Source organism: Streptomyces durocortorensis (assembly GCF_016901035.1).
Taxonomy (GTDB): Bacteria; Actinomycetota; Actinomycetes; order Streptomycetales; family Streptomycetaceae; genus Streptomyces; species Streptomyces durocortorensis.
The window spans coordinates 2574-16191 of record NZ_JAFEUF010000169.1; the positions used below are offsets into that span (position 1 = coordinate 2574).

The 13618-nt window shown below is 71.2% G+C and carries 11 protein-coding genes and 2 pseudogenes; 11 read left to right on the forward strand and 2 right to left on the reverse strand.

Annotation, left to right across the window (positions count from 1 at the left end):
- Positions 1 to 113: 113 nt before the first annotated feature.
- The 9 genes and pseudogenes from JS521_RS25620 to JS521_RS25660 form a co-directional block, all read left to right on the forward strand.
- A pseudogene (locus JS521_RS25620) lies at positions 114 to 407 on the forward strand (alkaline phosphatase family protein); the annotation flags it as partial.
- 40 nt (positions 408 to 447) lie between these two features.
- Positions 448 to 1098 (forward strand): thymidine kinase, encoded by a 651-nt coding sequence (locus JS521_RS25625; RefSeq protein WP_205085321.1) that lies wholly within the window; start codon positions 448 to 450, stop codon positions 1096 to 1098.
- 159 nt (positions 1099 to 1257) lie between these two features.
- The gene (locus JS521_RS25630) at positions 1258 to 1671 is read left to right on the forward strand and encodes an SseB family protein (protein ID WP_205085322.1); all 414 of its coding nucleotides are present in this window, start codon (positions 1258 to 1260) and stop codon (positions 1669 to 1671) included.
- Positions 1671 to 2237, forward strand: a complete 567-nt coding sequence (locus tag JS521_RS25635; RefSeq protein WP_205085324.1) for a hypothetical protein — start codon at positions 1671 to 1673, stop codon at positions 2235 to 2237. The genes JS521_RS25630 and JS521_RS25635 overlap by 1 nt, the downstream gene beginning before the upstream one ends.
- On the forward strand, positions 2237 to 6892 hold the full coding sequence (locus JS521_RS25640; RefSeq protein WP_205085329.1) for a putative T7SS-secreted protein: 4656 nt from the start codon (positions 2237 to 2239) through the stop codon (positions 6890 to 6892). Before JS521_RS25635 ends, JS521_RS25640 begins: the two co-directional genes overlap by 1 nt.
- Positions 6889 to 7158, forward strand: a complete 270-nt coding sequence (locus JS521_RS25645) for a hypothetical protein (RefSeq protein WP_205085331.1) — start codon at positions 6889 to 6891, stop codon at positions 7156 to 7158. The genes JS521_RS25640 and JS521_RS25645 overlap by 4 nt, the downstream gene beginning before the upstream one ends.
- A 77-nt stretch (positions 7159 to 7235) precedes the next feature.
- Positions 7236 to 7547: pseudogene (locus tag JS521_RS25650) on the forward strand (thymidine kinase); the annotation flags it as partial.
- A gap of 226 nt (positions 7548 to 7773) precedes the next feature.
- Complete coding sequence (locus JS521_RS25655) at positions 7774 to 8328, forward strand: hypothetical protein (RefSeq protein ID WP_205085338.1); 555 nt, start codon at positions 7774 to 7776, stop codon at positions 8326 to 8328.
- A gap of 147 nt (positions 8329 to 8475) precedes the next feature.
- Positions 8476 to 8916: a hypothetical protein gene (locus tag JS521_RS25660; RefSeq protein ID WP_205085340.1), complete on the forward strand. Its 441-nt coding sequence runs from the start codon at positions 8476 to 8478 to the stop codon at positions 8914 to 8916.
- A gap of 15 nt (positions 8917 to 8931) precedes the next feature.
- Here JS521_RS25660 and JS521_RS25665 read toward each other — a convergent pair whose 3' ends face one another.
- A complete protein-coding gene (locus tag JS521_RS25665) occupies positions 8932 to 9735 on the reverse strand; it encodes a VOC family protein (protein WP_205085347.1) in 804 nt (267 codons plus the stop codon).
- Between the two features lie 236 nt (positions 9736 to 9971).
- Between JS521_RS25665 and JS521_RS25670 the strand changes: the two genes are divergently transcribed.
- Positions 9972 to 10802, forward strand: coding sequence for a sulfurtransferase (locus tag JS521_RS25670; RefSeq protein ID WP_205085349.1), 831 nt, complete (start codon positions 9972 to 9974; stop codon positions 10800 to 10802).
- Positions 10803 to 10967: 165 nt separating this feature from the next.
- Here the strand turns inward: JS521_RS25670 and sepH are convergent, their stop codons facing one another.
- Positions 10968 to 12065: a septation protein SepH gene (sepH, locus tag JS521_RS25675; protein ID WP_205085350.1), complete on the reverse strand. Its 1098-nt coding sequence runs from the start codon at positions 12063 to 12065 to the stop codon at positions 10968 to 10970.
- 409 nt (positions 12066 to 12474) lie between these two features.
- Here sepH and JS521_RS25680 point away from each other — a divergent pair.
- A partial coding sequence (locus JS521_RS25680) for a hypothetical protein (protein WP_239487828.1) occupies positions 12475 to 13618 on the forward strand: 1144 nt, incomplete at its 3' end.

Genomic DNA, 13618 nt, shown 5'->3' on the forward strand with positions numbered 1-13618 from the left:
CCCCCCCCTCCTTTTTTACCCACCCCCCCCTCCCCAACGCCCCGTTCTCCCATTCCGCGGGTTCTTGGTCGGGGGGGGGGGGGGCCCCCGCGGGGGGGGGGGGGGCCCCCCCCCGCCACGTCTACGCGGTGCCGGGCGCACAGTCCGACGTCCTGGCCGTCTGGCGCGAGGTGCTCGGTGAACAGTTCTGGATCGCGAGCCGGGACGAGGCGATCGCGGCCGGCTGGTTCGGTCCGACGATCGACGAGCGGGTCCACGGCCGGATCGGCGACGTCGTCGCCGCCGCCCACGACGACGTGATCATCACGGCCTCCGTCAACGAGCCGCACGAGTCGGCGATGGCGGGCGTGCACGGCTCCCTGACCCCCGTCGAGCAGCTCGTCCCCCTGCTCGAAGTACGCTCGTAACCCCTCCCGCCGTACCCCTCCGAAAGGTGCTCGACCTCTCATGCCCGAGCTGGTGTTCTTCTCCGGAACCATGGACTGCGGAAAGAGCACGCTGGCCCTGCAGATCGGTCACAACCGCTCGGCGCGCGGCCTCCAGGGTGTGATCTTCACGCGGGACGACCGTGCGGGGGAGGGCAAGCTCTCCTCCCGGCTGGGCCTGGTGACGGAGGCGGTCGAGGCCGAGGAGGGCATGGACCTCTACGCCTACCTCGTCACGCGGCTCTCGAAGGGCGGCAAGGCGGACTACGTGATCGTGGACGAGGCCCAGTTCCTGGCGCCGGACCAGATCGACCAGCTCGCCCGGATCGTGGACGACCTCGACATGGACGTCTTCGCCTTCGGCATCACCACGGACTTCCGCACCAAGCTCTTCCCCGGCTCGCAGCGTCTGATCGAGCTCGCGGACCGGGTCGAGCAGCTCCAGGTCGAGGCCCTGTGCTGGTGCGGCGCCCGCGCCACGCACAACGCCCGCACGGTGGACGGCGAGATGGTGGTGGAGGGCGCGCAGGTCGTGGTCGGCGATGTGTACCGCCCGGCGGAGAAGATCGGCTACGAGGTCCTCTGCCGTCGCCACCACCGCAAGCGCATGACGAGCGCCGCGGCCCACGCCGGCGCCCTCTCCCCGGACGTCCTCCCGGTCAACCACGCCTGACCGCCGGGTCGTAGCGGCCCGGACCCTCCCCGTCCGATGGCCGGCCTTCCCCGCGGAGGCCGACCACCGGCAGGGGGAACCGTTCAAGCTCCTGTGCGTCTCTTAGTAGCGTGTGCGAAGCGGGGGCTGCCGGCTGTCCTCGGGAACGGGAGCCTTGCGATGGGACTGACCGAGGAAATAGTCGCGATGCGCGGCGGATCGGGGCAACCAGGTCGCTTGCTCGGTGAATTCCGCCGCGCGGCATTGCTGGTGCCGCTGTCGGGGGACGACGACGGCGGTCTCATGTCGGGATGGCAGGGCGGGGTGCGCTGGATCTACGCGTTCACGGACGAGGAGGCGCTGGCCCGGTTCGCGCAGACGCGTGGTGCCGGTGTCGCTGTCCGGGAGTGGGAGTTCCTCTCGATCCTGGGCGCTCGCCTGGTCGATGCGGTGATTCCCACGGTCGACGGTCCGACCGGGGTGGTCGTCGACGTCGCGGACGAGGATGCCTCGATGCTGTTCCCTCCCGTCGTGGGCATCGTCCCCGACCGGTGCGCGGTGGACGCGGACGATGAGCTTGCGGGTGCCCTCTGATGGCGGGCGACGGAGACCTGGAGGTCTCGCCTGCCGCCGTCAAGAACATCCAGGACGGTCTGCGCAAAGCCATAGCCGAGCTGCGTGAGACGGGTGACGCGGCGGGCGCGTCCATGGGTTCGGGTTTCGAGGACCTGTCGATGACGGGGATGGAGACCGGGCACATGGGTCTGGCCACCGACTTCGAGGACTTCTGCGAGCGTTGGGAGTGGGGCGTGCGCAGTCTCGTGCAGAACGCCAGCTCCCTGGCCGGCAACCTCGGGATCGCGGCGGGCACGGTGTGGGAGGAAGAGCAGTACCTGCAGGGCGCGTTCAAGGTCGCGGCGAACTCGGCGTACGGCAATCCGCACGCGAGTGAGGACGAGATCGAGCGGAAGAGCTGGGACGACATCTGGCGGGCGGACGTCTACAAGCCGGACTACAGCGCGGAGTCCTTCGAGAAGAGTCAACAGGACATCAAGCAGACCTGGTCGGACACGGGGGACAAGCTGACCTCCAGCGGGAAGATCGGCTCGATCAAGGATCTGCTGGACCAGGCCGACCAAGCCGCCCGGGGCGGTAACTGATGGGCTGGAAGGACTTCGTACCGGACCCCGTGGAAGGCTGGGTCGAGGACCGGGCCGAGGACGTCGGCGACGCGATCGAGTGGACCGGGGACAAGGCCGCCGGCGTGGCCGAGGACATCGGACTCGACGAGGCCGGGGACTGGATCCGCGACAAGAGCCGCTCCGCAGCCAACCGGCTCGGGGCGGACGTCTCGGAGCTGGAGCTCGGACAGACCGAGGACCCGAAGAAACTGGTCTACGGCAGCGTGTCGAAGATCCGCGCCCAGGTCTCGCACCTGAAGGACTTCGAGTCCTCCTTCACCCTGGTCGGCAACGGCCTGAAGGGGCTGCAGGGCGACGGTCTGAAGGGCGCGTCGGCGGACGCGTTCCAGAAGGCGATGGCCAAGGAGCCGCCGCGCTGGTTCAAGGCGGCGGACGCCTTCGGTAAAGCCGCGGACGCGATGAACCGGTTCGCGGAGACTGTGGAGTGGGCGCAGGCTCAGGCCAAGGAGGCCCTGGAGGAGTACAACAGGGCCAAGAAGGCCTCGCAGGACGCGCGCACCGCCTACAACAAGTCGGTCACCGGCTACAACGCCGCGGTCGAGGCGAAGAAGGACACCCTCCCGGCCAGGCCGTCAGAGAATTTCACCGATCCCGCCGGACCGCTCATCAAGGCCGCCCAGGACAGACTGGACACCGCCCGCACCCAGCGCAACGACGTCGCCGAGACGGCACGGACAGCGGTTCGCGCGGCGCGTGACGCCGCCCCGCCCAAGCCGTCGTACGCGGAACAGCTCAAGGACGGGATGGACTACCTGGAGGTGGCGCAAACCCATCTCGCAGGCGGTGTCGTCAAGGGCACCGCGGGTCTCGCCAACTTCGTCCGCTCGGTCAACCCGATGGACCCGTACAACCTGACCCACCCCGCCGAGTACCAGACCAGCCTCAATTCGACCGTCGCCGGGCTGACCGTGGCCGTCAACGACCCCATGGGCGCGGGCAAGCAGATGCTCAACGAGTTCATGAAGGACCCCAGCGAGGGCATCGGCAAACTCATCCCGGAACTCGTCGGCACCAAAGGCCTCGGCGCACTCAAGAAGGGCGCCACGGTCGCCAGGCACGCCGACGACCTCAAAGGCCCCGGCCGCACCGGCCTGGACAAGGACGGCCCTCATGTGAGGGAAACGCCCGATGCGGCGAAGCGCTACGACAACACCGACCCGATCGACCTGGCCACCGGCCGGATGTTCCTCCCGCAGACCGACATTGTGCTGCCCGGGACGCTGCCGTTGGCCTTCGTCCGGCGTGCTGAATCGGGGTACACCGCCGGGCGCTGGTTCGGGCCGACCTGGGCGTCGACCATCGACCAGCACCTGGAGGTCGACCCCGAGGGCGTCGTCCTGGTCACCGAGGACGGCCTGATCGTTGCGTACCCGCATACCGCCCCGGGTATCCCCGTCATGCCGGTATCCGCCTCCGCGCCCCGCCACCCCCTTGAGCGCACTCCGGACGGAGACTGGACGCTCACCGACCCCGCGGCCGGCCAGGTCCGCCGCTTCACCCCGCCCGCCGGCGACCCGGACGGCGACGGCATCGTGCCGATCGCTCAGCTCGAGGACCGCAACGGCAACTTCATCACCTTCGAGTTCGACACTCACGGCGCCCCGCTCGGCATGGCGCACTCCGGCGGATACCGCCTTCGCTTCGAGACCGCCGACGGCCGCATCGCCGCCCTCCACCTCGACGGCGGCCCGCGCATCCTCGCATACGGCTACACAGCCGGAGATCTCACGGAGGTCGTCAACTCCTCTGGCCTGCCGCTCCGCTTCACCTATGACGACCGCGGCCGCATCACGTCCTGGACCGACACGAACAACCGCTCCTACACCTACGCCTACGACGAGCAGAACCGCTGCATCGCGGAGGGCGGCGGCGAGGGACACATGGTGCTGCGCCTGGCCTACGACGCCCTGGACGGGGCGACGGGCCACCGCGTGACCGAGACCGTCACAGGTGAGGGGCACACTCGCCGGTACCTCGTGGACGACACGTACAAGATCGTGGCCGACACCGATCCCCTCGGCAACACCACACGCTACGTACGCGACGGCCGCGGCCGTCTGCTCGCACGGACGGATCCGCTCGGCCGCACCACCTCCTATCGCCACGACGTCGGCAACCTGGTCTCGGTGACACGCGCCGACGGGCGCGAGAGCACGGCCCGGCACAACGAGTTCGGCCAGCCCGTCCAGGTCAAGCGGGCCGACGGTCACGTGTTCCGGTACGCCTACGACGCGCGGGGCAACCGAACATCGGCCACCGACTCCCTCGGCCGGGTCACCCGCTTCGCCTACGACGAGGCGGGCGGCCTCATCTCGGTCACCGACCCCCGGGGCAGCACGACCACCATGCGCCGTGACCGGGCCGGCCTCGCCGTCGAAGTCACCGATCCGCTCGGTTCCACCACCCGCTTCGAGCGGGATCCCTTCGGTCGCCCCACTGTCGTCACCGACCCGACAGGCGCCACCACGTACCTGGAGTGGACTGTGGAGGGCCGGCCTGCCCGCCGCGTCCATACGGACGGAGCCGTCGAGAGCTGGATCTGGGACGGTGAGGGCAACTGCACCAGCCACACCGACCGGCTCGGCGGGGTCACCCGGTTCGAGTACACCGAATTCGACGTCCTCACTGCCCGCACGGGTCCTGACGGCGTCCGCTACACCTTCGGGCACGACGCCGAACTGCGTCTTACCGAGGTGACCAACCCCCAAGGCCTGACCTGGAACTACACCTACGATCCCGCGGGACGCCTGACGTCCGAGACCGATTTCGACGATCGCACGATCACCTACGTCCACGGGCCCACCGGCAGTCTCGTCTCCCGCACGAACGCACTGGGCCAGACCACCGTATTCGAGCGCAACACACTCGACCAGATCGTCCGCAAGGATGCCGACGGCAACGTCACCACGTACGCCTACGACCTCACCGACCAGCTCGGCCACGCCCAAGGCCCCGACGGAACGACAGTCACCTTGCTGCGGGACCGCGAGGGGCGCTTGCTGTCGGAGACCGTGGATGGACGTGCCCTGACCTACGCCTACGACGAGCTCGGCCGACGGACCGGTCGCATCACGCCGACCGGTGCGACGGCGACGTGGAGCTTCGACGGCGCGGGCCGCCGCACCGCCATGACGGCCTCCGGCCGCTCTCTCGGTTTCGCGTACGACGCCGCGGGCCGTGAGGTGACGTGCCGTGTCGGCGAGGACCTGGTCCTGAGCCACGGCTTCGACTCCGCGGGGCGCCTCACCGACCAGACGGTCATCGGCTCGGGCGGGGCACGTGTGCGGCACCGCAGCTACACCTACCGGGCGGACGGCCACCTCACCGCGGTCGACGAAGCCGGCAGCGGCAGGCAGGAGTACGAGCTCGACCCCGTCGGGCATGTCACCGCGGTCCGGGCTGCCGACTGGACCGAGAGCTACGCCTACGACCAGGCCGGGAACCAGACCTTCGCGTCGTGGCAGACGGGCCACGCCGGACATGTGGCCAACGGCGCGCGTGCCTACGAGAAGAACCGGATCGTCCGCGCGGGAGCCGTGCGCTACGAGCACGACGGGCTCGGCCGGGTCACCGTGCGGCGCAAGACGCGTCCGTCCCGGAAGCCGGACATCTGGCGCTACGAGTGGGACGTCGAGGACCGCCTCGTTTCCGCCACCACTCCGGACGGCACCGTGTGGCGCTACCTCTACGACCCCCTCGGCCGCCGCACGGCCAAGCTTCGGCTGGCCGAGGACGGCCGGACCGTCACCGAGCGGATCGACTTCACCTGGGACGGGAACACCCTGTGCGAGCAGACCAGTAGCTCGAACGATCTGCCTCATCTGGTCACCATCACCTGGGACCACCAGAACATCCGGCCGATAGCCCAGACGGAACGCATTCTCGACGCCTCCCGGGAAGAAATCGATTCCCGGTTCTTCGCGGTCGTCACCGATTTGGTCGGCACCCCCACCGAGCTCATCGACGAGTCCGGCAACGTGGCCTGGCACGAACGTTCCACGCTGTGGGGCATCACCACGTGGGCTGCGAACAGTACGGCCTACACTCCTCTGCGCTTTCCGGGGCAGTACGCAGACCCGGAGACCGGCCTCCATTACAACTACTTCCGCCACTACGACCCCGAGATCGCGCGCTATCTCACCCCGGACCCCCTCGGGCTCACCCCGGCACCGAACCCCTCCACCTACGTGGCGAATCCGCACGCGTGGACGGACTACCTGGGCCTGGCCCCGGACTACATCCCGATCTACCGCACACCCAAGGGTGCCCACGCCCAGTACGAGCTCGACCACGGCCCGAACCCAGCCAACCACCAGCCCGGGGTGGACATCGGCGGCGGTATCATCTCGGACGGCAAGATCTACTTCGGCGAACGGGCCGTGGCTGCGGAGTACGCCGGACCGACGGGAGCGAACTTCGCCAAGGGAATGGTCAAGTACGAAATGCACCCGTCATTCCTCGAAGAGTTCGGTGACCACGCGAAGGTCCACGACAGGAACGGGCCGAACGGTGCGCCGCGCATCGAGTTCGAGATCCCCGTGGACAAGCTCGACCGGTTCAACGAGCTCACCCAGAACCGCAGCTGGGTCGAAATCTTTGGAGGGCCCACATGAGGTTCCATGATCACCAAGAACTCGACGTGACGGTCGTCGCGGTCGCACCCGTGGGCGCAAAGGTGGAAGTGGACGGATGCGACGGCGCATTCGGATTCATCGACCAGGTGAAGCACCCGTCCTGGTGGGACGAGAACACGGCGCCGCCACACGCCGGCGAAAAGCTCCACGTCTGCGTACTCGACGCTACGCGTGAGCCGTTTCCGCGTCTCAGCGCGCTGCAGAACGACATCGACATCGCGCGGCGGCTGAGAGGCGACGCCTGAAGCGGCAACGTCGCCACGCCGTCCCGCAGGCTGACTCGGGCGTACGGAACGGGGCGCGAGTTGGTGGATAGTCAAGCAAGAGCACGCCGGCCCTGCAGATCGGTCACAACCGCTCGGCGCGCGGCCTCCAGGGCGTGATCTTCACGCGGGACGACCGCGCGGGGGAGGGCAAGCTCTCCTCCCGGCTCGGCCTGGTGACGGAGGCGGTCGAGGCCGGCGAGGGCATGGACCTCTACGCCTACCTCGTCACGCGGCTCTCGAAGGGCGGCAAGGCGGACTACGTGATCGTGGACGAGGCCCAGTTCCTGGCGCCGGATCAGATCGACCAGCTCGCCCGGATCGTGGACGACCTCGACATGGACGTCTTCGCCTTCGGCATCACCACGGACGTCCTCCCGGTCAACCACGCCTGAGAGTGACTCCGGCCCCGGAGTTTCGTGACGGTCCGCCGACGGAGTCGGCGGACCGTTTGCTTCACTGGGGAGGTGCCTCCCGCAGTGGCAGCAACAAGGACCTCGGCGATCCTCGTCCTTGCTGGTCAGAGGCGCTTTCTTCTATCCTGGCCGCCTGCCGGACAGGCCGCTCGTGCATGCGCGAGGTCAGGAGGAATGCGAGATGCTGCATCGAATCGAAGACCTCGGCGACGAGAGGTCCCGAGTGACAGGCCGTCCGGAGAGCGAATCCGCACCCCCTGTCCTCGCCTATTTCGAACTGGCCGTGGACGGGGATCCGGACCGTTACGCGGCCAGGCTGCGCGCGGTCCTGGACGCCGTGCTGGAGATCGCCGCCACCGAGTCCTTCGAGGGCGAACTGCCCGTCGACACGATCCCCGCCTGGTTCCGCGGCGGCTTCCCGGAGGCCCCGGCGGAGCCCTTCGCGGTCGCTGGGCGCGACCGCTACGCGCAGCGGACAGGCGGCGCCATGCCGTGGGATCTGCAGAACTGGCTGGATCGCTTCGATCCCGACCTTGAGGTCCGGGGCTGGGCCTGGTGGGACTTGACGGCATCGCCCGAGGGGAGTGGAGGGCTGCGTCTGTGGGCGGACACCTGGGGTGAGCCCTTCTTCGCGTGGGAGGACCTGCGCTGGCTCCTCCACACGGCCGGGGCGCGCACGGTGGCGGATCCCGCGCTCGTCAAGCCCGGCGTCTGGGCGGACGAGGATTCCGTGTGACGCGCGACGCGGCGGAGGGTATGGCCCGACGGTAGCGAGTTCATCAACTGGCTGGGACAACAGCAATGAGAAGGAGATGGGACGCTACGCCAGGATCAACGAAGATGGCGGCGACCATCACCTGTTCCATGAGAACGGTGGCTGAGGATGACAGACGAACCGAGCGGGAGCGCACCGGTTCCGCAGCCGGCGAAGGCCGGGCTGGAGTCTGTGCCGCAGGGCGTCGCCGAGGGGCTGCCCTCGTACGCGCGGGCCTTCAAGGCCGTCGTCAACGTTGAGGTGGCCCCGCAGGCCACCGTGGCGCGCTCGGCGCCGGGGGCGACGGCGGAGGCCGACCGGCTGTGGCTGGAGCACGCGCGGGCCGCCGCCGTCATCGACGACGAGGACTGCTTCCTGGTGCGGGGGGCCGACCGCGACTGGGTCCGGGTGCGCCGCACCCCGCACACCGCGCTCTCCGCCGCCCTCGTACCCGGGGCCGGCTCCATGGCCATCGCGATGTCCCCGGACGGCCGGCGGCTGTGCGCCCTCACCGAGGAGGACGACGACTACTGGATCGTCGTGCACCACTTCGAGGACCGTCCCGTGTGACCCGGGGCGGGACGCCTAAGGACTGTCCGTGGAGTCCGTGGAGCCGCTCCCGGCGGACCGGATGAGCGTGAACACGGCCCCCTCCGGGTCCGCGACCGTCGCCAGCCGGCCGCTCGACCCCTCGCGCGGCGGCTGCAGGACGCGTCCGCCCAGCTCGACCACCCGGGCCGCGGCCCGGTCGGTGTCGGCGACCTCGAAGTACGTCATCCAGTGCGGCCCCCGGTCGCGCGGCAGCGCGTGGCCGACGCCGTGCAGGGCAGCCACCGCCACATCGTCCAGGTGCAGCGTCTGGTAGTCGAAGTCGGCCGAGAGCACCGCCTCCGTCTCGTAGCCGAAGACCGTCTGGTAGAACTTCGCGACCATCGAGGTCTCCCGGGTCACCAGCTCGTTCCAGACGGGGGTGCCGGGTACACCCGCCGTCATCGTGCCGATGTGCTCCGAGCCCTGCCAGATGCCGAAGACCGCCCCGCTCGGGTCCGAGGCGATGGCGAGCCGTCCGGCCTCGCCCGCGTCCAGCGGGCCGACCGCGACCGTCCCGCCGCAGGAGCGGATGGCCTCCGCGGTGGCGTCGGCGTCGTCCGTGGCGAGGTAGGTGGTCCAGGCGATCGGGAGATGCCGGTCGGGCGGCAGCTGGCCGATGCCCGCGACCTCCTTGCCGTGCAGCAGCCCGCGGACGTAGGGGCCCAGTTGTTCGGGCCCCGGCCGGAACTCCCAGTCGAACAGGGCGCCGTAGAACTCCTGGGTCGTGGTCAGGCCGTGCACGATCAGACTCACCCAGCAAGGTGTTCCGGGCGTACGCCGGGCGGCAGCCTCGGTCATCGTCTTGACTCTCCTCGGACCGTTGTGGTGGCCGTGCGGGGGAACGGGACAGGTACGCCGTCCCGGGTCGGGAAGCGGTACGCGTGCCCCGTGCAGATGCTTGCACCCCCCGGCGCGGGAGGCGCACCGGCCGCGCCGCGTCGTCCCGGTTCTCGACGAAGGACGGCCGGATTGCCGCCGGCCGTCCCTCTCGACGCTGTTACGGGTGCCGGGGCCGCTGCGCGAGGATGGCACCCATGAAGCCCATCATCACCGCATCCGAATGCGCGAGCGAGTCGGCCGGGCCGCGGCCACCGGTGCTCCTGGACGTCCGCTGGCAGCTCGGCGGCCCGAACGGCCGTCCCGACTACGAGGCCGGTCATCTGCCCGGCGCGGTCTTCGTCGACCTCGACACGGAACTGGCCGGCCCGGCGGGCGGCGGCGGCCGCCACCCCCTCCCGGACCCGGAGGCCTTCGGCGCCGCGATGCGCCGGGCCGGGGTCGGCCAGGACACCCCCGTCGTGGTGTACGACGGCGGGCAGGGCTGGGCGGCGGCGCGCGCCTGGTGGCTGCTGCGCTGGACGGGGCACGGGAACGTACGGGTCCTGGACGGCGGGCTGACCGCCTGGACCGGTGACCTCTCCACGGAGATCCCGCACCCCGCCGAGGGCGATTTCCGGCCGAAGCCGGGGGCCCTGCCCACCCTGGACGCGGAAAGTGCGGCGGCCTTCGCCCGGTCGGGTCTGCTGCTCGACGCGCGGGCGGCGGAACGCTACCGGGGCGACGTGGAGCCGATCGACCGCGTCGGTGGCCACATTCCCGGCGCCGTCTCCGCGCCGACCACGCAGAACGTCGACGCGGACGGGCGCTACCTCCCGGCCGAGCGGCTCGCCGCGCGGTTCGCCGGGCTGGGGGCGGCGGAAAGCACCGAAGGCGTCGGGGTCTACTGCGGATCCGGGGTCTCCGGCGCGCACGAGGTGCTGGCCCTGGAGATCGCCGGCCTCACCGGTGTCCTCTACCCGGGCTCCTGGTCCGAGTGGTCCTCGGACCCCGCCCGGCCGGTCGCCACGGGGCCCGAGCCCCAGTAGCCCCGCCGCACCACGGGCGAACGGCAAGGAAGCGGGGGCCCCCCCCCCCCGGGGGGGGGGCCCCCCCCCCCCCCCCCCGCCCCCCCCGCCCGCCCGGCGCGCGGCGGCGGCCCCCCCCCCCCGACTGGGCGTACGGGCCCCGCTCCCGCCGGACGTCATCCCCGGTCAGTCCTGCTTCTTGCGCCGGGTGCCGAAGACGATCTCGTCCCAGCTCGGCACGGCGGCCCGGCGGCCCGGCCGGACCCCGTCCGCCTCGGCCTGGCGGTCCGTCGTCCCGGTCAGCCGGTCGCGGTGACCGGCCACGGCCCGGGGCATCAGCACATCGGCGTACGCGGACCCCGCACCCGCCGAAGCGGCGGCGGCCGGCGGCTCGTCCGCCTCCGCCTCCTCCGCCGGTTCCAGTGCGGGCGGCTCGGGCTGCGCGGGCCGCTCGGGCACGACCATGTCGCCCCGGAAGCTCGGCACCGCCTCCAGCAGGCTGGTCAGCGAGTCGCGCTCACCGGCCGAGGCACTGCTCACGTACTCCTCGGGCTCGGGGGCCGGGGCAGGCCGCTCGATCTGGCGGTCGAGGGCCCGGTCCAGCGGCCGGTCACGCTCGGGCTGCCGGTCGAGGCTCCGGTCCAGCGGCCGGTCGCGCGGCAGCCGGGCGATCCGGGGCACGAACGGGAAGCTGGGCTCCGGCGCGGCGACGTCGTCGGTCTCGCCGATCAGCGAGCGCGCCTCGTCGTCCAGCGCCTGGACCAGCCGCCTCGGCGGGTCGTACGACCAGCTCGCCGAGTGCGGTTCGCCCGCGACCCGGTAGACCAGCAGGACTTCCCAGGTGCCGTCGTCACGGCGCCACGAGTCCCACTGGACGGTTTCCTTGTCGGCGCCGCGCAGCAGGAGACGCTCCTGCACCGCCTCGCCGAGCTGGGGGCCGGTGTTCTCGCCGGGACGGCGCACAGGAGTCTTCCGGGCCCGCTCGGCCATGAAGGCGCGCTCCGCGAGCACAGGGCCCTCGAAGCGGCGTACACGGTCGACGGGGATGCCCGCGAACTGGGCGACCTCCTCCGCGGAGGCACCGGCCCGTATACGGGCCTGGATGTCGCGGGGCCGGAGGTGGCTCTCCACCTCGATCTCGATCTGGCCGAGCCGGGCGCGGTCGTTGCGCACGGCGGCGCGCAGCCGCTCATCGATCGGAAGCGTGTACTCCGTGCTGTCCGCAGCCTTGAGCACCAGTCGTGTGCCGTCGTTGGAGACGGCCACGACACGCAGTTCGGGCATGGGGACCTCCCGGGTGGTGCCTGCCGACGTCACGTGCGTCGCTGCTTCCGCTAGTCGAGTGTGACCTGCCCGGGTGCAGCCTGCCACAACCTTGCCAAGATGCCCGGCGTGTCGGGCGCTCGCCCTGGTGCGCCCACCTAGGGTGCCGCCGTCGGCCCCCTCCGGTAGCTGCGGATTCCCACGTCGGAGTCCGCCCCAGGGCTCGTCACAGTACTCCATTCGGGCCACCGGGGTGGACCGGCGCGCCGCCGAAGTTCTCCCCGGCTGCGGGAGTTGAGGTACCCAGTTCTCCGCGAAATGCCCCTGATGCGTGTTCTCCTTCACACAATCACCTGAATCGGAACTATCCACTTCGCTCATTTGTCCCTTCCTGTTGCATGGTGGGAGAGATGTCAAGCAGGGGCTGGTAATGGTTCAGAAGCCGGAAAGTGACACAGAACCCAAGGAAAGGCGCATAGATCTGAGTCTCCCGCAGGTCGCCGGGAGTGCCGTGGCGGCCGTCGCGGCAGCGGTGCTGGCCTCGCAGCTGGGCGTGTACGGCACGATCGCCGGAGCAGGCGTGATGAGTGTCGTCGCCACCTGTGGCGGCTCGGTCTTCCAGCACTTCTTCCGCCGCACCGGCGAGCAGATCCGCGAGGTGACGGTCCAGGTGACCCACCCGGAGGGCCGCCAGGTGACGGTGCACACCAAGGAGACGACGCCCGCCGGGCGCAGAGCCGCCGCGCAGCGGACCGAGCCGGAGGCGCCGGGGTCCGAGCCGGCGGACGACGCCACCACGGTGCTGCCCACGGTCGACCCGGGCGCGGTCCCGGCCGTCATCCCGGACGCGGAGAGCACACAGGTGCTGAAGCCGCTCGACACGGACCGGACGCAGCTGCTGGACCTCGGCGACGCGCGGACCCGGATGCTCCGCGTCCCGCCGACCGGAGGCGCAGGTGCCGAAGCCGGGGCCGGGGCCGGAGACGACGGGCGTACGCACGTGATTCCGCGGGCCGATGACCGTACGCGCGCCTTCCCGTCGGCACACGACCGTACGCAGATGCTCCCGCAGGCCGGGGCGCACCGGGCCGCCGTCCCCGACGACGCGTTCGGCGAGGGCGTCACCCACGGCACCCGGATGCGCGGCTGGAAGCGGCCCGCGCTCGCGGCGGCCGTGGTCTTCGCCGTCTCCATGGGCGGGATCACCGCGTACGAGCTGATCTCGGACGGCGACCTCAGCGGCGGCCAGGGCACCACGCTCGGCTCCGTGGTGCGCGGCGGCGGCGACCGGGACTCCGGACCCGCCGACCCCACCCCCTCCGGGGACACCGGCCGGGACGGGGGAGCGGACGAGCAGTCCCCGACCCCGGGCGACGGCACCGGTTCCGCCCCCGCCACGGACGGCGGCGACGGCACCGGCCGGAGCCCGGACCCCGGTACGGGCACGGACGGTGAGAACCCGAGCACCGGGCCCCCCCCCCCCCCCGCCCGCCCCCGGTACCCCCGGGGCGCCCCCCCCCGCCCCCCCCCCCCCCCCCCCCCCGGGGGGCGCCGCCCCCCCCCCCGCCCCCCCC

Bases quoted from the DNA above. Each gene is read 5' to 3' on its own strand.
- JS521_RS25625 (WP_205085321.1), top strand. From the start codon at position 448: ATGCCCGAGCTGGTGTTCTTCTCCGGAACCATGGACTGCGGAAAGAGC.
- JS521_RS25630 (WP_205085322.1), top strand. From the start codon at position 1,258: ATGGGACTGACCGAGGAAATAGTCGCGATGCGCGGCGGATCGGGGCAA.
- JS521_RS25635 (WP_205085324.1), top strand. From the start codon at position 1,671: ATGGCGGGCGACGGAGACCTGGAGGTCTCGCCTGCCGCCGTCAAGAAC.
- JS521_RS25640 (WP_205085329.1), top strand. From the start codon at position 2,237: ATGGGCTGGAAGGACTTCGTACCGGACCCCGTGGAAGGCTGGGTCGAG.
- JS521_RS25645 (WP_205085331.1), top strand. From the start codon at position 6,889: ATGAGGTTCCATGATCACCAAGAACTCGACGTGACGGTCGTCGCGGTC.
- JS521_RS25655 (WP_205085338.1), top strand. From the start codon at position 7,774: ATGCTGCATCGAATCGAAGACCTCGGCGACGAGAGGTCCCGAGTGACA.
- JS521_RS25660 (WP_205085340.1), top strand. From the start codon at position 8,476: ATGACAGACGAACCGAGCGGGAGCGCACCGGTTCCGCAGCCGGCGAAG.
- JS521_RS25665 (WP_205085347.1), bottom strand. From the start codon at position 9,735: ATGACCGAGGCTGCCGCCCGGCGTACGCCCGGAACACCTTGCTGGGTG.
- JS521_RS25670 (WP_205085349.1), top strand. From the start codon at position 9,972: ATGAAGCCCATCATCACCGCATCCGAATGCGCGAGCGAGTCGGCCGGG.
- sepH (WP_205085350.1), bottom strand. From the start codon at position 12,065: ATGCCCGAACTGCGTGTCGTGGCCGTCTCCAACGACGGCACACGACTG.